The organism is Salinicola sp. LHM, from assembly GCF_034479735.1.
In the GTDB taxonomy this organism is placed as follows: Bacteria; Pseudomonadota; Gammaproteobacteria; order Pseudomonadales; family Halomonadaceae; genus Salinicola; species Salinicola salarius.
Genome location: NZ_CP140261.1, coordinates 696,883 through 717,610 on the forward strand (window position 1 = coordinate 696,883; position 20,728 = coordinate 717,610).

Genomic DNA, 20,728 nt, shown 5'->3' on the forward strand with positions numbered 1-20,728 from the left:
CGGGCGGCATGGCGAGTCGCATCGTGGCGTTAAGCGAAATCCGAACGTGAGATTGTCGACAAACCCTGCCCGGTATTAGCCAAAGTTGATATCATTAGCCTTTTACCGGAGCTTGACCTTGTCTGCTGATTCCTCTCCGCCGCGCTTGTCTCCCCCGACATGGATGCGTTGGCTGCTGCTCGTCCTCGGCTGTGTCATCGCCAACCGCGCATTGAATGCGATCCACATGCCGGCTGGCGGCTTCATCGGGCCGATGGCGGTCTCGATCACCTATGGCGTCATGGTCGGTGGCCTGAGGCTGCCCCGCATCGGCTTCAAGCTCAGTCAGGGCGTCATCGGAGTGCTGATCGCCCAGACGCTGACCCTGTCGGTGCTGTTCAAGATTCTCGATGCCTGGCCGGTCATGCTGATCGCCACGGCGATTACCCTGCTGTTGAGCCTGATCGTGGGGATCGGGCTGGTTCGCTACGGCGGGCTTCCGGGATCGACGGCAGCCTGGGGCACGACGCCTGGCGCCGCCGCCGCCATGGTCGCGATGGCCGAGGAGAGCGATGCCGATCCGCGAATCGTGGCGGCGATGCAGTACGTGCGCGTGGTCTGCGTGGTACTGGTGGGAGCGCTGGTCAGTCATTATCTGGGTGTGACGGATAGCGGCAACGCTGGCCATGCGGCGGCTCTTCCCGTCGACCTGGGCTATCTGGGCAACCTCGTCGCGACGCTGGCGGTGGTTGCCATTGGCGTGTGGATCTTCGATCGACGGATGCCCGCCGGTGCGCTGCTGGGGCCGGTGGTGGTGGGGAGCGTGCTGCATCTGACCGGGGTAATCACCATCGTGTTGCCGCAGCCGCTGCTCGAACTGGCTTACGGTGTCATCGGTACCTACGTGGGGCTGCGCTTCGACCGCGAGACGGTCCACAACATTGCCCGTGCGTTGAGCAAGATGATCTTCGCCTCGCTGATGCTGATTGCGCTATGCGCCCTGTCCGCCTGGCTGATGACCCTGCTGATGCATACCGAGTTCATCACCGCTTATCTCGGCACCAGCCCCGGTGGCCTCGACTCGATGACGATCATCGCCATCGATACTCATGCCGATGTCGGACTGGTGGTAGCGTTGCAGACGCTGCGACTGTTCACGGTCGTACTGGTGGGGCCGGGGATGGCGAGACTGGTGGCGCGTTTTGCCAGACCTTCGACGGCGTAGAACCCGGTGTTGGTTTCGAGTCATTCGAGCCGCTCCGGCCCGGCTAATCGAAGCTCCACTGCCAGCGCTTGTGAGTGCGCTTCGAAGGCTTGGCCGGGGTATGGCTGCGTACCCGGCTGACCCAGGCCTGGCGCGCCTCCCAGCGGATCAGGTAGACGGTCTCGCCGTCGCGTAGCGGCGGGTTGGCGGGATCGATCAGCACCGCCTCGAACCAGCGCGACAGATGGTAGACCTGCAGTTTTCCACTAACCGGATGGGCGGCCACCTGAACGGCAATTTCCGCCCCTCTGCCATCGGTGGGAAGCATTGAGGTGGCGAGCCAAGCTGACAGGCCCGGGCGGGAGAGACGCCGATAAACCAGTACGAGAGAGGCCAGGCCCAGGCACAGTGCTATCTCTTCCGGCGTTTGATTGAACCATTGATCCATGGGGTCTCCCCTGCTTCTTGACGCGATAGCCTCTATCGGTGGGCAAAGTCGTTATTTCTTACGGTGCCTGCTTGGGCTCCTTTCTCTCTCAAATCCAGCATTGCTGGCAGACCCGACATGCCTAGCAGAATACGGATCGCCACTACCGCTCTCCACATTAGAACGGTAAACAATTGCTGTCTTACGTAGCGATCGATAAGGATTGCTATTGCCGATGCAGCGGGGAGGCCGTGCTGGCAAACCAGTCGTATCGGTGCGCATGAAGGCGGGCATGAAAACGCAAGGCCCCGATCCGGGGATCGGGGCCTTGCGCCTTGACGCGGCGAGTCTCGAAAGAAACCGCGCGTCCTCGAGCGTGCGGAATCACGCCCGGCGGGTGGTGACGATTACTTGACCTTGAAGTACTTGTCGTAGATCTCGTCGTAGGTGCCGTTCTGCTTCAGCGTGGCGAGGGCGTCGTCAAAGCGGTTGGCGAGCTCCTTGTCGCGCGGGCGGAAGGCGATACCGAAGCCTTCACCGAAATACTTCTCCGGCTCGCTGATCATGTCGCCGACGGTGACGTAGTTGCCCTCTTTGCTGTCCAGCAGGGTGGACTTGCCGACCGGGAAGTCGAGGAAGGCAATGTCGACGCGTCCGGCGTCCATGTCCAGCACCAGATCGTCAGCGGTGGAATAGCGACTGATATCGGCATCGTCACCGTACATGTCGGTCACGTAGTTGTCCTGCAGCGTGCCGCGCTGGACGCCGATGGTCTTGCCTTTCAGCGACTCGGGATAGATCGTGTCGATACCGCTGTCGGCGGCGGCGAACCATGCAGAGGGCGGCTTGATGTACGGATCGGAGAACAGCACGGTCTGGCGGCGCTCGTCGTTGATCGTCATCGACGACATGATGGCGTCGTACTTGCGTGCCAGCAGGCCGGGGATGATGCCGTCCCAGGCTTGAACGACCCATTCGCACTCGGCCTTGATCTGCGCGCACAGGGCGTTGCCGAGTTCGATGTCGAAGCCGGTCAGCTCGCCTTCCGGAGTACGGTATTCCATCGGCTCGTAGGGAACGTCGACGCCGATGCGCAGCTGTTCGGTATCCTGGGCCTGGGCGACACCCGCGATCAGCGCGGCGCCGAGCAGGCTGGTAGTCAGCAGTTTCTTCATGGATCGCTTCTCTCTTGTGATGCGTGAGTTCTTGTGTGTTGCGACTCGGTCCCGGTCCGCTCACCGCCTTTTGAACGGTGAACGCTCCCTGACACTCGATGGGCGACAACCGCAGCATAACCAATGCTTGTACGGTTGAATATCGCCGCAATCAACGCCTGGTTCACGGCGCCAGCAGGTAGCCGCTCCGGTGGCTGTGGTGGCCGGCGATATCGGCGACGATCATGCCCGCCGTGGCCATGCGGCGCTGGCTGCGGGCGTAGAACATGCCGGCCTGAGTGGCATGGACCGGCTCGACGCGATCGCTGATCGGATCGATGATCTCGGCGATGAGCTGGCCGGCTTCCACTTCGATGCCGGGTTCGGCGTGGAATACCAGCAGGCCGCCGATCGGCGCATGCAGAAAGTCCATCGCCGCCAGTTCGGTGGCCGGATAGGCCAGCTCGGGCAATGCCGGGGCCTCGCCCGCGACGAGCCCTAGATGCCGCAGCCAGTCTATGATCGCCTGGGCATCGTGGCCGGCCAGAGCATGGTCGACGTCACACTGGCCGCGCAGCTCCAGCGTTACCGATTGGCAGCCGTAGTCGAGCGGGAAGCGCGCGCCGAACGTCTGCTGCAGCTGTTCCCACACCAGCGTGAAGCACTCGTCGAACGACTGCCCACCGGAATCGGTGGCCAGCATGCTGGCCTTGGCGCCGAAGTAGCGCGCCAGCGGCTCGAACACCGGCCAGGCCGCCGGCGTGGTGTAGAGATGTTCGACGGCATCGAAATCGCAGTGGAGGTCGAGCACGAAGTCGGCGCGGCAGGCCAGGCGCTGCAGCGTCAACCGCATCGACTCCAGCGTGGTGGTCGGTGTGATCGACTCCAGCGCGGCTTCGAAACGATCGCGAATCACCTGGCGATTGTGGGCGATGTCGTCGGTCAGCACCGTTTCCAGTCCGTCGGCAATGTTGCCGGCGACGTTCACGTAGCGACGGTTGAAGTTGGTCAGACTCTCGAAATCGTAGCGTCCCAGCGGCGTATCCATCAGTTGCTGGTCCAGCCCCACCGGGTTGGCGACGGGCACGAGCGTCACGCGGCAGGCCAGCTGCCCCTGGGCCTCGAGCTCGGCGAGGCGCTGCTTGAGCGTCCAGGCGACCAGCATGCCCGGCAGTTCGTCGGCATGCAGCGCGCCCTGTACGTACAGATGCCGCTCGGCATCCGCCGGGCCGAAATGAAAGCTGTCGATGTAGCGTTCGGTGCCCGGCACCGGGCTGATCAAAGGGTGCTTCTGGTGTTCCACGACACTTCCTCGACTCGAGAATCATGAGCCCGGTCGCTGGCACTACGACCAGCGACCGGACAGGGCGGGTTTATTCGGCGCAGTCCTGCTCGCTCGGGCGTACCGACAGATCGTAGTCGAAGTACTTTTCCATCAGCTCGTCGAAGGTGCCATCGGCGTAAACCTCGCAGATCGCCTTGTCGAACTTGGCGGCCAGCGCCTTGTCACGCTGGCGGAACGCCATCGCCGCGCCTTCCCCGAAGATCGAGGTGGGCGTCTTGATGCTGTCGCCGAGCTGCTTGTAGGGGCTGTCGTCCTTGCGGAAATCGATGGCGTCGTTGGCGATCGGGAAGTCTTCGAAGGTCAGGTCGAGCCGGCCGGACTTGAGGTCGTTGACCACATCCTGGGAAGAGCCGTAGCGGTGGATATCGAGAACGTCGCCGTATTCCTGGGTGACGTAGACGTCACGGATGGTGCCGCGCTGTACGCCGACGGAGAGCCCTTTCAGGGAGTCCTTGTCGCTGATATCGATATCGCGATCGCGTGCGGTAATCCAGACGCTGGGCGTGTTGTAGTAGGGCAGCGAGAACATCACCTGGCGCTCACGCTCCGGCGTGATCGCCATCGACGACAGGATGGCGTCGTACTTGCGCGCCAGCAGACCCGGAATGATGCCGTCCCAGCCCTGTTCCACCCAGCTGCACTCGAGGTTGGCGCGGGCGCACAGCTCGTTGCCGAGATCGATCTCGAAGCCTTCGAGATCGCCATCCGCATTACGCACGACGAAGGGTTCGTAGGGCACATCGATACCCAGGCGAATGGCATCCTGGCTTTCCTGGGCCATGGCCTGACTGAATGCCTGGCCCGAGACGAGGGCGCCCGCGATAAGCGCACTGGTGATCCACTTGTTCATGAGAAGCTCTCTTTTGTGTATGTGGTGGCTTGTGTGTGATGGCTCGTGATGGGTGGCGGATGACGTCGAGCGATGACTCGGTCTGCGGTCAGGCGCCGCGCGGGCGCAGGTGCGCCAGCAAGCGTTTTTCCAGCCTTCGGAACAAGAACATGATACTGAAGGTCAGGCAGAGGTAGATCAGCGCGACGAAGATGAAGGCATCGAACGGCGCGTAGAAGCGCGCGTAGACATAATAGGCCGCGCCGGTCAGATCCATGATCGTCACCACGCTGGCCACGGCGCTGGCATGCAGCATGAAGATCACCTCGTTGCCGTAGGCCGGCAGGGCACGGCGAAAGGCGCTGGGCAGAATGATGCGGCGCATCATCAACTTGCGCGACATGCCGTAGGCGCGGGCGGCTTCGATCTCGCCCTTGGCGGTGTTCTTGATCGCGCCGTGGAAGATCTCGGTGGTGTAGGCCGCCGTGTTGAGCGTGAACGCGATCAGCGCCGGGAAGAACGCCTCCTTGAATACCACCCAGAAGATACTGTCCTGGATGCCGTCGAAGAAGACCACGCCATAGTAGACCAGGTAGAGCTGGATCAGCAGCGGCGTGCCCCGGAAGACATAGGTGTAGGCGTAGATCGGCAGCTTGATCCAGCGTCGCTTCGAACCGCGGCCGATGGCCAGCGGCACCGCCAGGATCACGCCGATCAGCAGCGACAGGAAGACCAGCTGTACCGTGGTGACGAGTCCGTCCCAGTAGAAGCTCAGCGTATTGGCGGTGAAGATCGCGTTGTTGGACAACAGGTCGGTGAACCAGCCGTTCAATTGTTCCATTCGCTGGACTCCCCAAAACCGGTGTTGTAGCGCTTGGTCAATTTGGCGAAGCCCCACTCGGACAACGTCGCGATCAGCAGGTAGATCATCGCCACCGGAATCATGAACAGAAACGGTTCATGGGTTGCCTTGGTCGCTTCGGCAGCGACACGGACCATGTCGGTCAGGCCGATGATCGAGACCAGCGCGGTGGTCTTGAGCAGCACCATCCAGTTGTTGCCGATCCCCGGCAGGGCGTGACGCATCATCAGCGGGAAGCGAACGCGTCTGAACGCGAGCAGGGGGCTCATGCCGTAGGCGCGCGCGGCCTCCATCTGGCCCTCTTCCACTGCCTGGAAGGCGCCGCGGAAGGTTTCGCCCATATAGGCACCGAAGATCAGCCCGATGGTGATGACGCCCGCGACGAAGGCGTTGATGTTGATGAAGATATCGATGTCGAAGGCGTAATAGAGCTGGTCGGTGAGCATGTTGATGCCGATCTGGCCGCCGTAGAACAGCAGCATCATCAGCACCAGATCCGGCACGCCGCGCACCAGCGTGGTGTAGAGCGTACCGATACCGTGGATCAGCCGATTGCGCGACAGCTTGGCGCTGGCAGTCAGCAATCCCAGGATGACTGCCAGTATCAGCGATAGCACGGCCAGTTCGATGGTGACCATGGCCCCCTCGAGCAGCCGCGGGCCGTAGCCTTGCAGGTCGATCATGATGGAGTCCGCCTCAGTGCTTGGGCGCCAGGAACTGGCGCAGGCGCTCGGAGCGCGGGTTGTCGAGGACGTCGGCCGGCGTGCCGGACTCTTCGACCACGCCCTGGTGCAGGTAGATCACCTGGCTGGAAACGTCCCGGGCAAAGGCGATCTCGTGAGTCACCAGGATCATGGTGCGGCCTTCGTCGGCGAGGCCGCGCATGACCTGAAGCACGTCGCCGACCAGTTCCGGATCGAGCGCCGAGGTCGGTTCGTCGAACAGCATCACTTCCGGATCCATCGCCAGGGCGCGGGCGATGGCGCCGCGCTGTTGCTGGCCGCCGGACATCTGGGTCGGAAAGTAGTCGGCACGATCGAGCAGGCCGACCCGGTTGAGCAGGGCGCGGGCTTCGTCGATCGCCTGCTTTCTGGGCTTGCCGAGCACGTGAACCGGCGCTTCGATGACGTTCTCGAGCAGCGTCATGTGCGACCAGAGATTGAAGTTCTGGAACACCATCGAGAGCTTGGCACGAATCCGCTCCACCTGTTTCCAGTCCGCCGGCTCACGGCCGTGTTTGGTCTCGCGGAAATTGATCGTTTCGTTGTGAACGATCAGCTCGCCTTCGTCGGGCTGCTCCAGCAGGTTCATGCAGCGAAGAAAGGTACTTTTCCCGGAACCGGAAGCACCGATCAGGGTGATGACGTCACCCTTGTGTGCCTGGAGAGAGATCCCCTTGAGCACCTCATGATCGCCGAAGCGCTTCTTGATGCCCTTCGCTTCCAGGGGGATGGGGGTCGCGGCCATGATGTTGTCCACCGAGTGGGTTGGCTGGCGGGAAGCGGCACGGCGTCAGATGGCCCGTCATGCTGTCGATCGTGCCATCGTCGGATGGCATGGGCGACGCCGACTCCCCGGCGAAAAATCCGGCGATTCTAGCAGTTTCGCCGTTAGGTTCCAGACAACGCCTGCTCGGAGCGAGGGCGCGACGCGGCAAAAACCGGGTAAGCGAGCGGTAACTCATTGTTCATTTGGGAAAACTCCTGGTAAGTGTTGTCGTTGTTGGTTGAGTCAAAAATCGCTGCGAACTGAGTCCAAGATCGTTGTAGTCGTGCCCCGGGGCGTCGTGGTCGAACCCCCGAGACGTAGTCGAGGGACGCAAAAGCACTACGACGAACCGGGTGGCGCGCAGGGGCGGACCAGCAAGGCCGCGCGCGCATTCAATTCTACCTGGGCGTTGGGGAAGACCACCGACAGCGGTGCCTCTTGCACGGTAAAGGCCCCGGTCGCGTCATCCTCGGCCAATGTCTCGCCGATCGCGAACTCGGTGAAGTTGGCGACGTCTTCGGCAAAGGTGAGACGGAAGGACTCGCTCGTACGCATCAATTCGTGGGCGACCTGAAAGAAGCGCAGGCCATCGAGGCTGTCCGCCGAAAACGGGCGACCTTCCGCGAGGGCGGCCAGCCAGGCCCGCATGCCGCCGAGGGCGTCTAGATCGTTTTCACCGAAGGGACGCACCTTGCCGAGCTCCAGCGTATAGGCTTCGGCCGCGTGGTAGTGACGCGAATAGTGGGAAAAGGTCCAGCTGTGCTGATGCTGCAGCAGGACGGCCTGCATGCCGGCCGCGGCCAGCCCCGGCCAACGGGATTGGGGCTGCATCTCCGTATAGGGCACGACGGCGAAGCGCGGGTAACGGCTGTCGCGAATGGCGGTATGCAGATCGAGATGCAGCGGTTGATCGGGATGTTTCGCAAAGAAATCATCGACTGCGTGCATCAGCTCGCGCGCCCGCTGGGGCTCGTCGCCCGCCTGATCGAGATCGCGCCTGAACAGGCGGTTGAGATTGGTGGTGACGAAACGGGTCCGGGCGCGGATCGAGGGAATGTTGCCGAGAATGACCAGCAGCGGTGCGCCCAGCGCGAGGCGGCCGACCTCGAGTGCCGCGAGCAGCTCGCCGACCAGCTCGATCGGCGCCGTCTCGTTGCCGTGAATGCCGGCGGAAATCACCACGCTACGGGCGTCCGGCGCGGCGGTATCCGGCGTCAGCTCGAGGATGCCCTCGCCGAGGATTCGATAGCGCCCGCCGGGCAGGCGGCCTTGTTCTGCTGCGTTGCGGCCGGTGGAACCCGAGGCGCCATCGCCCGGCGTCGATGCCTCGTCCAGTGTCGCCGAGAGCCACTTATCCAGCATGGCGCGACAGTCCAGCATGGCGCGCTCGCCACGGCGTAAGCATTCGAAGGGTGTCGGGCAGGGCGGGTATCGAGATCGGCACGGACATGGGCAGGATAGGCTCTCTCGCCAGCTTCGGCTGTTATCACGGAGAGATCAGCTTACCCCGTTCGCGATCTCCGGCAAGCCGCCGCGTCGATACGCTGAAAAAACGCGGCTCGATCATGAAAGCGCGGTTCTTGATAGTCTGGGCTGGAAAGCCCTCGTTCTCGTCGTCGCGCTGCCACGCTCCTGCAATGGAATCCGGAAGGCCCGCTCGCCGCGTGCCGTTCCGGATTCGTGTCCTGCGCCGCCAGACCGCACTCAGGCCGCGCCCAGGCTACGCCCAGGTCTTCTACGCCAGGCTACGCTCAGGTCTACGCCAGACGCCGGTCGGGTCTTATACCAGCCCTCGGGTTCCGGTGTAGAGGGTGTAGATCGAACGGCTGGCGGTCATCAACAGCCGGTTGCGATGCTCGCCGACGAAGCAGAGGTTGGCGCACACCTCCGGCAGCAGGATCCGGCCGATCCGGTCCCCGTTCGGGGCGAAGATCGATACGCCGTCATGCCCTTTGCCGCCGGATGTCGCCGCCCACAGGTTGTCGTCCTGGTCCAGCGTGATGCCATCGTAGGTTTCCGTGTCCTGGCTCGACACCACGGTTTCGTGGCCGCTGAGCGACTGGCCATCCTGGGAGAGCGCCCAGCGCGACACCGTTGCCGGTCGGTCGGGGAAGTGGGAGGGCGCGGTGTCGCTGACGTAGAGGCGGCGCTTGTCGCCGGACAGCGCGATGCCGTTGGGTTTGCCCAGCTCGTCGGTCAGCAGTTTGGGCGTGTCCATGGTGTCGTCGATGTAATAGATCGCCGGCTTGAGCGCCAGCGGCCGCTTCTCGCCTTCATAATCGACGTGGGCGCCGTAGCCGGGATCGGTGAAGATCACGCCATCGTTGTCCAGGATCACCAGGTCGTTGGGGGCATTCAGCGGTTTGCCCTGAAAACGGCTGGCCAGCACGGTGGTGGTGCCATCCCACTCGTAACGCACGACCCGCGCCGGTGAATGCTCGCAGGCGACGAGGCGACCCTGATGGTCGAAGGCGTTGCCGTTGGAGTGGCCGACGCCTTCGCGCAGCACGCTGACCTGGCCGGTCACTTCGTCCCAGCGCATCTGCCGAGCGCGGGGGATATCGCTGAATACGGCGTAACGCCCGACCGCGTTCCAGGCCGGGCCTTCCAGCCACAGCCCGTCCGACCAGTGGCGTTCGAGCGGTGTGTTGAAGACGTAGTAGGGCTTGAAGCGATCGTCCAGCACCTGCCACGCTTCGTCCGGGTAGCGGGCGGGCGGTGCGCCGGTCGTCTGGGCCAGCAGGCCGGGGGAGAAGGCGAGGGAAGCACCGAGCAGCGCCGAGTTGCGCAACAGCTGACGACGATCGAGGGTCATGGCAGGCTCCAGGTCGGAAGGGTGACTTCCACTATAGGACCTCAGCCGGATGGGGCGAGAAAGAGACCTTCGAACGTCGACCAAAGCATGAGCTTCAAGGCGGATGCGCCTCGAGGTGAGGGCTTCGGAACGGATCAGCCGGGCGCTTCGCCGACATCTCCGGTTCGCTGGCAGGCTTGCGGGTCCTGCGAGACCTGGATCAGCTCGTCGACCGGGAACTCCAGCTCACGCGCCCGGGATACCAGGGCGGTGTAGGTGGGGGCATCCAGGACCGGGTCCCGCGAAAGTATCCACAGGTAGTCTCGGTCCGGACCGGCGACGAGGGCATGTTGATAACTGTCGTCCAGCGCCAGCACGCTGTAGCCGGCATAGAACGGGCCGAAGAAACTGACCTTGAGATGGCCGACATCGGGGTCGCCGACGAAACTGGCCCGGCCCTCGGCGCTTTCCCAGCGCTGTTCGGCCGGATCGTAGCCACGATTGATGACCCGGATATCGCCATCGTCACGGCGGCTGTACTCCGCCGTGACGCATTCGAGCCCTTCCTCGAAGCCGTGATCGAGTCGAGCGATCTCGTACCACTGGCCCAGGTAGTGATCGATCCGGAAGTCGCTGACCGGCTGTGTGCCTTCGGGCACGCCCGTGCAACCGGCCAGCAACGTGAACGGCGCCAGCCAGGTCAGGCGCGGGTAATGCGGGAGTCTCGATGGCAACAACATGAAGGTCCTTCCTTTTTCGGCTGTTGCTGAGAGTTTCCCGATGAGAAAAAGTTGCATTTGCTGTCGGTGTGACAGCGTCACGGCTTTCAAGTCTCGTCACGCGGTGGCGTCGGTCGAATCAGGATCTCGTTGACGTCGACGCGTTCCGGCTGGCTCAGCGCATAGAGCACGGCGTTGGCGATATCCTGGTCCTCGAGCACCTGCTCGGGCGGCGAGTCGAAGAACGGGGTGTCCACCATGCCGGGTTCGATCAGGGTGACGCGAATCCCCGAACCGCGCAGTTCTTCTCTGAGATTGTGACCGATGCCGGTGACCGCCCACTTGGTGGCGCTGTACATCGAGCCGGCGATGGTGGTGCGGCCGGCGGCCGAGCCCGTCAGCAGCACATGGCCGTGGCTCTCGCGCAGGGCCGGCAGCGCTGCCTGGATCGACAGGCCGACGCCGTAGACGTTAGTCAGTATCATCGACTTCCACACCTCCGCATCGGCTCCGCTGAATCCGCCCGGCGTGCCGCCCATGCCGGCATTGGCAAACAGCCCGTCGAGACGCCCGAAACGGGCAAGGGTCTGTTCGACGGCTCGGTGCTGATCCTCGACGGAGGTGACGTCGCAGCTCAGCGCCAGGGCGCGCTCCTCGCCGAGAGAAGCCACCAGGGTCTCGAGCTTGTCCGTGCTACGCGCTGCCAGCGCAACGCGATATCCCGCCTCGACCGCCAGCCTGGCGGTCGCTGCGCCGATACCGCTCGAGGCGCCCGTGATCAAAATGACCTTGTCGTGAGACATCGTCGAATCCTTTCGTCCTGATCGAGAATGACCGCCCACCGATGGCCGAGGGGCGGTCGCGCTGGTTTGGTTGATACAGGTTGGTCGAGAAAGGCTGATTGAGAAAGATTGGCCGAGGAAGATTGGTCGAAATAGGGTAGTCGAGACAGGTTGGTCAAGACAGGTTCGAGACAGGCCGACCGACCTGCCGCGACGTCAGCTGGCTTCCCGGCTTTCCATTTCCTGGCGATAGGTCTTGGCCAGGGAGGCCTTTTCCGAATCCCCCAGGGCGCGCCCCGCCAGCTGGAAGACTTCCTGTTCTTCCTCGTCGAGATGGTGCGTGACCAGGTGCTGCAGCTTCTTGGCGCTGGCCAGCCAGCCGGGAGAGTCGTACTCGGTCGCTTCCAGCGTCTCCAGCAGCTCGTCGATCTCGTGATGCTCGGCCACGCTGTGGCGTGCCTTTTCCTGCGTCATGTCGTGCTCCATCATCGGAATGTAGAGCGCGCGCTCTTCCGCAGCGGCGTGGTTCTCCAGCTCGGCACGCAGACGTTTGTAAAGCTCATCGCGGCCTTCACTGTCGCCATGGGTCTTGACCAGCAGGTCGAGCAGGCGGCGCTGCTTGTCATGGCTTGCACGCAGGTCTTCGAAAAGCGTCATGGTTCTCATCCTTGTGTCACGGTCCTGTTAGCGTCGGCGAATGGACGTTGCATTAGCCTGGGTAAAGACTAGGCGATAAAAGCGGCATCTGCTAAATCCCTCCCCCTGCTGCCGGGCTCGTCCGCTTGTTGCCGCGCGACGATAGCCTGCGGCTTAAGTCGGATGTCATTACTTCGTCAACTGTGGTTACTTGCGTCAATAATATTATCAATAATTATGGCGACGAGGACGACATGGCTAACGGCTCTCATGACGACAACCAGCACGGCAATCAACCCGACAATCGAAACGAAGGGCCGGACGACGAACGGCAGACGGGGCTCAACCAGGGGCTGGTGAACTACGGCGATGCCGGCTTCTCGCTGTTCCTGCGCAAGGCGTTCATCAAGGGCGCGGGCTACAGCGACGATGCGCTCAATCGCACCATCGTCGGTATCGTCAACACCGGCAGCGGTTACAACCCTTGCCACGGCAACGCGCCGCAGCTGATCGAAGCGGTCAAGCGCGGGGTGATGCTGGAAGGCGGGTTGCCGATCGAGTTTCCCACCATCTCGATCGCCGAGAGCTTCTCCACTCCGACGAGCATGTACCTGCGCAACCTGATGTCGATGGATACGGAGGAGATGATCCGCGCCCAGCCGATGGATTCGGTGGTGCTCATCGGCGGATGCGACAAGACGGTACCTGCCCAGCTGATGGGCGCGGCCTCCGCCAACCTGCCCATGCTCGAGCTGGTGACCGGCGCCATGCTGACCAGCGGTCACCGTGGCGTCCGGGTGGGGGCGTGCACCGACTGTCGTCGCTACTGGGGCATGTATCGCGGCCAGGAGATCGACGACCAGGAAATCGAGGAGGTCAACGCCAAGCTGGTGGGCAGCGTCGGTACCTGTTCGGTGATGGGGACGGCCAGCACCATGGCGTGCATCAGCGAAGCGCTGGGTATCGCGTTGCCGGGCAGCGCCTCGCCGCCGGCGGTGACCGCGGATCGCATGCGCGTCGCCGAGGCGACTGGGCGTCAGGCCGTGATCAACGCGCGGGCAGGCGTGACCCCGGACAAGATCCTGACCGAGAAGGCATTCGAGAATGCCTTGCGGGTGCTGCTGGCGATCGGCGGCTCGACCAACGGCATCATTCATCTGACTGCCATCGCCGGGCGCATGGGTATCGACATCGATCTGGCCGCCTTCGATCGCATGAGCCGCGAGACGCCGGTGCTGGTCGATCTCAAGCCTTCGGGTCAGCACTACATGGAAGACCTGCATCGTGCCGGCGGGCTGCCGACTGTGCTGCGCGAGCTGAAGCCGCTGCTGCACCTGGATGCCATGACCGTGACCGGGCGCACGCTGGGGGAGGAGATCGACGCGGTGCCGGCGTTCGAGCAGCAGGTCGTGCACCGCTTCGATTCGCCGCTCTATCACGCCGGCGGGATCGCGTTCGTGCGCGGCAATCTGGCCCCCGACGGCGCGATCATCAAGCAGTCCGCCGCGGATGCCCGGCTGATGGAGCACGAAGGGCGTGCGGTGGTGTTCGAGGATGCCGAGGACATGGCGGCGCGCATCGACGATCCGGAGCTGGACGTCACGGCGGAGGATGTTCTGGTGCTCAAGCGAATTGGCCCGGTGGGCGCACCGGGGATGCCCGAAGCCGGGTATCTGCCGATTCCGCGCAAGCTGGCCCGGCAGGGCGTGCGCGACATGTTGCGAATCTCCGACGGCCGCATGAGCGGCACGGCGGCAGGCTCCATCGTGCTGCACGTGACGCCGGAAGCCGCCCTCGGCGGGCCGCTGGCGCTGGTCGAGAACGGCGACCGGATTCGCCTGAGCGTCAGCGAACGCCGGCTGGAACTGCTGGTCGACGACGAAGAGCTCGCCCGGCGCCGGGAAGGCTGGCGGCCGGTGGCGCTGACCGCCGAGCGCGGCTACCGCAAGCTGTTTCTCGAGCAGATTACCCAGGCGGACCAGGGCTGCGATTTCACCTTTCTGCGGCCGCCGAACATTCAGCGGCGCGTGCCGAAGTGACACCGGGCCGCTTCGCGGCCCCGTCGTGCCTATTGCCTGCGGTCATCGCGGCCGACTACCCGCCTCAGCCGCCTTCCCGGAGCCGGTAGAGGTGCAGGTAGCGCTCCTTGGACGGCTGCAGGTGCTGGTAGCAGAGGCGGTGTAGTTCGGCGCGGTCCTGCCGTTCGAGCGCGTCGATCATGGCGAGATGTTCGTCGCGGGCCAGCAGGATGGACTGGCGGTCGGTGGTGCCGATGAAACGGATGGCATGTGCCTTCTGGGCGAATTCGTTGATGGTGTCGGAGAGATACTCGTTGCCGCAGGCGGCGAACAGCGTGCGGTGAAAGGCGATGTTCTGATGGAACACCGCACGCAGATCGCCGCTCTCCACGGCTGCGCTGTGTCGCGACTGGATGGCGGTCAGCGCCTCGATCAGCGCGGGCGGCGCCGGCATCGGGATGCGATCCGCGGCGGCCTCCTCCAGCAGTTCGCGCATGACGTAGATCCCTTCCACCTCTTCCGGCGTATAGGATTTGACGAAAGCGCCGCGATTCTTGATGCGCTCCACCAGGCCGGCATTCTCGAGCTGAAACAGCGCCTGGCGCACCACGTGGCGCTTGCCGGCGAAGCGCTGCATCAGGTCTTCCTCGACCAGCCGCTCCTTCGGATGCACGCGATTGAGCACGATGTCCTCTTCGATGGCCGACACGATATCGGTCACGCTGGCCGTTTCGGCGACCGTCTCAGCTTGCTCGTCGACGAGGTATCGGTCCGTGTCGGCGCTGCTCGGTTTGGCGTTGTCCCGTTTTGGCATGAATGTGTTCCCGTCACGATGTAGTTCCCGTCACCCGGTTGGCCATTGTCTTCAGCAGGGCAGGCATGGAGCAAGCGCCGCCGCTGGTCAGTCCGCCGGTTGCAGAATCGATTCTGCCACGCCTGTTCGCCGGATGATGGCGATTTCGCGGCCTTTAGGACCATTTTGTACGCCGTTACTGCTTTAGTCTCTATTGGCGGTAATATTATTGACAATCTGATCGATAAATTAATACGTTCTCTTTGGCAAGACAAGAGTAGGCAAGACAAGAGTAGGCAAGACAAGAGTAGGCAAGACAAGGCTAGGTACGACAACGACAAACAGACTCCGTCAGAGAGGAATCGATCATGCACGCCAAAGCCCTTCGCCACTGGCTGACGGCCACCGCCGTCGCCATCAGTCTGTCTCCCCTGGCGCAAGCCGCCGATTATGTGGGAGGCGATGAAATCACCGTTCTGCAAGGATTCAAGCCGGGAGGCGGGAGTGATGCCCTGGCTCAGTTGGTGCAGCCGCGCCTGAGCGAGATCCTCGGCGTCGATTTCGTCAACGAATACATGCCCGGCGCCACCGGGGCCGTCGCCTGGACGCGGCTGGCCAAGCAGTCGCCCAACGATGGCAGCATCATCAGCATCACCAACACGCCGATGCTGATGACCAACTACATCATGAACGACGCCATCACCTACAACACCGACGAGATGACGCCGATCGCCAACGTAGTGACCGATCCGGGCATCGTCGTCGTCAATGCCGACAGCCCCTACCAGACCATCGAGGATCTCTTCGAAGCCGCCGAGCAGAGCCCGGGTACGGTGACCATCGGCAATTCCGGCGTCGGTGGTGACGATTTCTTCACTACCATCCTGCTCGAGCAGGCCAAGGGTCTCTCCTTCAAGAAGGTGCCTTTCCAGGGCGATGGCCCGTCCGCGACAGCGGCCATGGGCGGCAAGATCGATGCCAGCTTCAACAACGTGGGCAACGTCTACGGCCAGATCGAGTCCGGCAACCTTCGGGCGCTGGCGGTGTTCGCCGAGAAGCGGCTGCCCAGCCTGCCGGACGTGCCCACCATGAAGGAAAAGGGGGTCGACGTGGTGGCGGGTTCCTCGCGGGGTTACAGCGCGCCGGCGGGCATTCCGGATGAGGCCCGTCAGCAATTGATCGAGGCATTCGAGACGCTGGCGCAGGAGCCCGACTTCCAGGCCCAGGCGGAAAAGCGCGCCATGAACCTCGATGTCGTCACTGGCGATGACTACCGCGCCATGATCGACCAGATGGAGAGCGATTACCGCGACATCTGGGAATCGGTCAAGGACGAGGTCGGCCGCTGAGTGGCCGATCGATACCCGACGAGGAGGACGCCATGAACGTCAGTCGTTTGCTGCTGGGAGTGTTTGGCATCGTCGTGGCCGGCGTCTTCTTCTTCGACGCCAGCGATTACCCCCGCGCCGCCGCTCAGATGCCGATGATCTACGCAGTCGCCGTCGGGCTGCTGTCGCTGGCGATGGTGGCCAGCGAACTGCGGCTGCAGCGTCGCGCGCCGGCCACTGGCGGCACCGCCGCCGAGCCAGCCGGCCGGGAAGCGGACGAGGCATCACCGGCGCCCAAGCGCTGGGGGGCGGTCGTCGCCATCTTCCTGCTGGCGGTGGGGTATGTCGCGTCGATGACGACGCTCGGCTACGTGCTGGCCACGGCACTGTTCATGACCCTGGCGCTGGCGATCCTGCGCACCGTGAAGTGGACCTTCGCGCTGATCGCCGGTGCGATCCTGATCGCCATGGTGTGCCTGGTGTTCGTGCAGTTCCTGGGTCTGCCGATCCCGCTGCTGCCGAGCTTTCTTTGAGTCTTCGCCAGCACTGTAAGCCCTCGCCGGCACTGGCGGCCACGACGCTCGGTTCGAGCGCAGGAGAGTAGACGCGCATGGATTCCTCTTTGGTAATGATCGGGCTGACCAATGTGCTCAGCTTCAACAACATTGCCTGCATTCTCGGCGGCACGCTGCTGGGGCTCTTCGTCGGGGCGATGCCGGGGCTGTCGGCGACGATGGCGCTGGCGCTGCTGTTGCCGCTGACGTTCAGCTTCGACCCGGCGACCGGGCTGAGCATGCTGGCTTCGCTCTACGTGGGGGCTTCCTACGGCGGCTCCATCGCCGCGATTCTGCTGCGTACTCCCGGCACGCCCTCGGCGGCGGCGACCGTTCTCGACGGCTTCCCGCTCTCGCAGCAGGGGAAGGCGGGCCAGGCGCTGGGGATCTCGCTGTTCGCCTCGTTCTTCGGCGGGCTGATGAGCGGCATCGCGCTGCTGACGGCGGCACCGCTGCTCGGCACGCTGGTGCTCGAGTTCGGCCCGGTCGAGCTGTTCGCGATTGCCGTGCTGGGCATCACCATCATCGGTTCGCTGGCGCAGGGATCGGTGATCAGCGGTCTGCTTTCCGGCGGGCTGGGGCTGCTGCTCAGCACCGTGGGGATGGATCTGACCACCGGCACGCCACGCATGACCTTCGATCAGATCAACCTGTTCGCCGGGATCGATTTCACGGTGGCGCTGATCGGGCTGTTCTCTGTGCCCCAGGCGCTGACGCTGATCGAGAACTCCCATCGCGGCAACAAGGTGGCGAGCCGTATCACCGACCGCTTGATGCCACGTTGGAGCACCATCAAGCAGCTGATGCCCAATATCCTGCGTTCCAGTGGCATCGGCATCGTCGTGGGGCTGATCCCCGGCACCGGTGGCGATACCGCCAGCTGGTTCGCCTACAACGAGGCCAAGCGCTTCGCCAAGGACAAGAGCCGCTTCGGCAAGGGAGAGATCGCCGGCGTTGCCGCGCCGGAGGCCGCCAACAATGCGGTCGTCGGCGGTGCGTTGATTCCTACCATCGCCCTCGGGATTCCGGGGAGCTCTTCCACTGCGATCCTGCTGGGGGCGCTGATGGTGCAGGGCATCCTGCCCGGCCCCAATCTGCTCACCGATTACGGCGATGTCACCTACACCCTGATCTGGGCGGTAATTCTCGCCAACATCGCCCTGCTGGTGGTGGGGCTGGCGTTCACCAAGATGAGCGTCTCGGTGACCAAGATCCCCGACGGCTTCATCGCCTGCGCGATTCTGACGCTCTGCATCATCGGTGCCTTCGCGATCAATAACAGTCTGTTCGATGTCGGGCTGATGCTGGGCTTCGGGTTGTTTGGCTACTGGATGAGCAAGGCAGGAGTGTCGCCGGCGCCGATGGTGATCGGCCTGATCCTGGGGCCGGTGATGGAGACCAGCTTCCAGCAGTCGATGCTGATCGGCAACGACAGCTTCGGCGTTTTCCTGGAAAGCCCGATTGCCACCGTGCTGCTGATCCTGGCGCTGCTTTCGATCCTGCAGGCGACCCCGTTCTTCCGCTGGCTGCGTCTGCCGCTCAAGCGCCGCCTGAAACAGAGTTGATTCAGGACGCATGTATTCAAGACGCGTGGATTGATCACACCCGGGTTAGCCCCCTTTCTGGAGAGATGAACGATGACGAGAATTACCGATGTGCAGGCGCGAACGGTCAACGTCGCGCTGGATAATCCGACCAGCTTTTCCAACCGGCAGGTGCTCAAGCGCGACTACGCGCTGGTCAAGGTGACCGGCGACGACGGTATCAGCGGTATCGGCTTCTGCTACGGCGGCAACAACGCCGGCCATCTGGTGACGCAGGCGGTACGCGACCTGCTCAAGCCGGTGCTGATGGGGCAGGACGCGCATCGCGTCGAGGGGCTGTGGCAAGAGATGTACCAGGAAGGGCTGCTGCATGGCCGCACCGGCTCGGTGATGCGAGCGCTGAGTATCCTCGACGTGGCGCTGTGGGACCGCAACGCCCGCGCCGCCAACCTGCCGCTTTACAAGTTTCTCGGCGCCAGCGACGAGCACAGCGTGGCGGCCTACGCCAGCGGCGGCTATTACCTCGACGGCAAGACGCCGGCCAGGCTGGCGGAAGAGATGACCGGCTACGTCGAGAAGGGCTTCAAGGCGGTCAAGATGAAGGTGGGGCGCGAAGATCTGGCCGGCGAAGAGGCACGGCTGGCGGCGGTTCGCGAGGCGATCGGCCCCGACGTGCTGTTGATGATGGACGCCAACAACGCCTGGCGCGATCTTCCTTCGGCCCTGGCGTTCGCGCGCATGGCCGAGCCCTATTCCCCCTACTGGATCGAGGAGCCGTTCAGCCCCGACGATATCGACAACCATCGTCGCCTGGCCGAGCGCACGCCGATCCCGGTGGCGACGGGCGAGATCGAAGCCGGTCGCTGGCGCTTCAAGGAGCTCTTGGACAAGGAAGCGGCGATGATCCTGCAGACCGATGCGGCAGTCTGCGGCGGGGTGACGGAATTCCGTCGTATCGCGGCCACGGCGGCCAGCTACGGCGTGGAGATCTGCCCACACTGGTTCCACGATCTTCACGTGCATCTGGTCGGTTCGACGCCGAATGCGCCTTTCGTCGAATTTTTCGCCGACGATCAAGTGCTTAACTTCCGTAGGCTGATCGATACGCAGTTGACCTTCAACGACGGACGGCTGAATCTACCCCAGACGCCGGGACTGGGATTCGACTTCGACGAGGAGGCGCTGTCGCGCTACGCCGTCGAGCCCTGGTCCTGAAGTTCGATAGCCGCGGGGTCATGACCGATCCCATCCACCATTCTCTTTCAAGAGGTCTGTGTTCATGTCGTCGAATGCGCCCTGCGGTACCGTACTCTCTCCGGTCATCACGCCGTTTGGCGAGGACCTTGCTCCCGATGCCGCGCGCTTCGTCGAGCACTGCCGCTGGCTGATGGTCAACGATGTCGGGCTGGCCATCTTCGGCACCAACTCCGAGGCCAACTCGCTGTCGGTGCAGGAGCGTCTCGACCTGCTCGATCATCTGGTCGCGGCGGGGCTCGACACGAGCCGTCTGATGCCGGGTACCGGCTGCTGTTCGATACCCGATAGCGTGACCCTGACACGCCATGCCGTTAACCAGGGCGTGGGTGGCGTGCTGATGCTGCCGCCGTTCTACTACAAGGGCGTCTCGGAGGAGGGACTGTTCCGGTTCTACAGCGAGGTGATCGAGCGGGTCGGCGACGAGCGGCTGCGGCTCTATCTCTACCATATTCCGCCGGTGGCGCAGGTGCCGATCGGACTGGGACTGATCGAGCGCCTGTTGAAGCGCTATCCCGAGGTCGTGGCAGGAATCAAGGACAGCTCCGGCGACTGGGCCAACACCCAGTCCGTCATCGACGCCTTCGGCGCGCAGGGGTTTCGCGTCTACGCGGGCAGCGAACGCTTCCTGCTGCCCACGCTGCGGGCCGGCGGCGCCGGGTGCATCAGCGCCACGGCCAACGTCAATCCCCGTGCGATCTCGGCGCTGGGTGCCAGCTGGCGCGAGGATGACGCCGACGCACGCCAGCAGGCGTTGAACGAGATTCGCGATATTTTCGAAAGCGTGCCGATGATTCCGGCGCTCAAGGCCGCCACCGCCCATTTCAGCGGCGATCCCGCCTGGGATCGCCTGCGGCCGCCACTGGTCTCGCTCGACGACGGCCAGCGCGACAGGCTGCTGACGACGCTGGCAGGGGTCGACTTCGCGATGCCGGGGCTGAAGGGATGACGGCTTGCCGGCATCGCTCGCCGACTTTTCGTATAAAGCCTGACATCGCCGACGTAGAACGCTTCTCCC

Annotated in this window: 20 protein-coding genes; 7 read left to right on the top strand and 13 right to left on the bottom strand. The window is 63.6% G+C overall.

Features of this window, described 5'->3' with window-relative positions; translation table 11 throughout:
• Window positions 1-118: 118 nt before the first annotated feature.
• Complete coding sequence (locus R5R73_RS03370) at window positions 119-1,204, top strand: AbrB family transcriptional regulator (RefSeq protein WP_244179823.1); 1,086 nt, start codon at window positions 119-121, stop codon at window positions 1,202-1,204.
• A 43-nt stretch (window positions 1,205-1,247) separates the two neighbouring features.
• On the opposite strand, the gene R5R73_RS03375 is transcribed toward R5R73_RS03370, so the two are convergent.
• The 12 genes from R5R73_RS03375 to R5R73_RS03430 form a co-directional block, all read right to left on the bottom strand.
• Window positions 1,248-1,631, bottom strand: a complete 384-nt coding sequence (locus R5R73_RS03375; protein WP_071232784.1) for a hypothetical protein — start codon at window positions 1,629-1,631, stop codon at window positions 1,248-1,250.
• Window positions 1,632-2,017: 386 nt separating this feature from the next.
• Window positions 2,018-2,785 (bottom strand): ABC transporter substrate-binding protein, encoded by a 768-nt coding sequence (locus R5R73_RS03380; protein WP_322528783.1) that lies wholly within the window; start codon window positions 2,783-2,785, stop codon window positions 2,018-2,020.
• A 163-nt stretch (window positions 2,786-2,948) separates the two neighbouring features.
• Window positions 2,949-4,067 (bottom strand): succinylglutamate desuccinylase/aspartoacylase family protein, encoded by a 1,119-nt coding sequence (locus tag R5R73_RS03385; RefSeq protein ID WP_322528784.1) that lies wholly within the window; start codon window positions 4,065-4,067, stop codon window positions 2,949-2,951.
• Window positions 4,068-4,137: 70 nt separating this feature from the next.
• Window positions 4,138-4,959 (bottom strand): transporter substrate-binding domain-containing protein, encoded by an 822-nt coding sequence (locus R5R73_RS03390; RefSeq protein WP_110632269.1) that lies wholly within the window; start codon window positions 4,957-4,959, stop codon window positions 4,138-4,140.
• Between the two features lie 88 nt (window positions 4,960-5,047).
• Complete coding sequence (locus tag R5R73_RS03395) at window positions 5,048-5,779, bottom strand: ABC transporter permease (RefSeq protein WP_322528785.1); 732 nt, start codon at window positions 5,777-5,779, stop codon at window positions 5,048-5,050.
• Complete coding sequence (locus R5R73_RS03400) at window positions 5,767-6,483, bottom strand: ABC transporter permease (protein WP_087719048.1); 717 nt, start codon at window positions 6,481-6,483, stop codon at window positions 5,767-5,769. The genes R5R73_RS03395 and R5R73_RS03400 overlap by 13 nt, the downstream gene beginning before the upstream one ends.
• Window positions 6,484-6,496: 13 nt before the next feature.
• The gene (locus R5R73_RS03405) at window positions 6,497-7,267 is read right to left on the bottom strand and encodes an ABC transporter ATP-binding protein (RefSeq protein WP_322528786.1); all 771 of its coding nucleotides are present in this window, start codon (window positions 7,265-7,267) and stop codon (window positions 6,497-6,499) included.
• A 360-nt stretch (window positions 7,268-7,627) separates the two neighbouring features.
• Complete coding sequence (locus tag R5R73_RS03410; RefSeq protein ID WP_322529556.1) at window positions 7,628-8,650, bottom strand: succinylglutamate desuccinylase; 1,023 nt, start codon at window positions 8,648-8,650, stop codon at window positions 7,628-7,630.
• Between the two features lie 418 nt (window positions 8,651-9,068).
• Entirely contained in the window at window positions 9,069-10,103 is a 1,035-nt protein-coding gene (locus R5R73_RS03415; RefSeq protein ID WP_322528787.1) for an SMP-30/gluconolactonase/LRE family protein, read from the bottom strand.
• Window positions 10,104-10,237: 134 nt separating this feature from the next.
• Window positions 10,238-10,822 carry a lipocalin family protein gene (locus R5R73_RS03420; RefSeq protein ID WP_110632258.1) on the bottom strand — a complete coding sequence of 195 codons (585 nt, stop codon included), beginning with the start codon at window positions 10,820-10,822 and terminating at the stop codon, window positions 10,238-10,240.
• A gap of 86 nt (window positions 10,823-10,908) precedes the next feature.
• Complete coding sequence (locus R5R73_RS03425) at window positions 10,909-11,604, bottom strand: SDR family oxidoreductase (protein WP_322528788.1); 696 nt, start codon at window positions 11,602-11,604, stop codon at window positions 10,909-10,911.
• 195 nt (window positions 11,605-11,799) lie between these two features.
• Window positions 11,800-12,240 (bottom strand): hemerythrin domain-containing protein, encoded by a 441-nt coding sequence (locus tag R5R73_RS03430; protein ID WP_110632250.1) that lies wholly within the window; start codon window positions 12,238-12,240, stop codon window positions 11,800-11,802.
• A gap of 233 nt (window positions 12,241-12,473) precedes the next feature.
• On the opposite strand from R5R73_RS03430, the gene R5R73_RS03435 reads away from it, so the two are divergent.
• A complete protein-coding gene (locus R5R73_RS03435; RefSeq protein ID WP_110632247.1) occupies window positions 12,474-14,258 on the top strand; it encodes an IlvD/Edd family dehydratase in 1,785 nt (594 codons plus the stop codon).
• A gap of 64 nt (window positions 14,259-14,322) precedes the next feature.
• Here R5R73_RS03435 and R5R73_RS03440 read toward each other — a convergent pair whose 3' ends face one another.
• The gene (locus R5R73_RS03440; RefSeq protein WP_110632244.1) at window positions 14,323-15,051 is read right to left on the bottom strand and encodes a GntR family transcriptional regulator; all 729 of its coding nucleotides are present in this window, start codon (window positions 15,049-15,051) and stop codon (window positions 14,323-14,325) included.
• Between the two features lie 347 nt (window positions 15,052-15,398).
• Between R5R73_RS03440 and R5R73_RS03445 the strand changes: the two genes are divergently transcribed.
• The 5 genes from R5R73_RS03445 to R5R73_RS03465 all read left to right on the top strand — a co-directional run bounded on the left by R5R73_RS03445 (window position 15,399) and on the right by R5R73_RS03465 (window position 20,659).
• Window positions 15,399-16,379, top strand: a complete 981-nt coding sequence (locus R5R73_RS03445) for a tripartite tricarboxylate transporter substrate binding protein (RefSeq protein WP_322528789.1) — start codon at window positions 15,399-15,401, stop codon at window positions 16,377-16,379.
• A 32-nt stretch (window positions 16,380-16,411) separates the two neighbouring features.
• Window positions 16,412-16,891, top strand: a complete 480-nt coding sequence (locus tag R5R73_RS03450) for a tripartite tricarboxylate transporter TctB family protein (protein WP_110632241.1) — start codon at window positions 16,412-16,414, stop codon at window positions 16,889-16,891.
• A 77-nt stretch (window positions 16,892-16,968) separates the two neighbouring features.
• Window positions 16,969-18,477, top strand: a complete 1,509-nt coding sequence (locus R5R73_RS03455) for a tripartite tricarboxylate transporter permease (protein WP_087719038.1) — start codon at window positions 16,969-16,971, stop codon at window positions 18,475-18,477.
• A gap of 72 nt (window positions 18,478-18,549) precedes the next feature.
• Window positions 18,550-19,671 (top strand): mandelate racemase/muconate lactonizing enzyme family protein, encoded by a 1,122-nt coding sequence (locus R5R73_RS03460; protein WP_110632235.1) that lies wholly within the window; start codon window positions 18,550-18,552, stop codon window positions 19,669-19,671.
• Between the two features lie 64 nt (window positions 19,672-19,735).
• Window positions 19,736-20,659, top strand: a complete 924-nt coding sequence (locus R5R73_RS03465; protein ID WP_322528790.1) for a dihydrodipicolinate synthase family protein — start codon at window positions 19,736-19,738, stop codon at window positions 20,657-20,659.
• The last annotated feature ends 69 nt before the right edge of the window (window positions 20,660-20,728 follow it).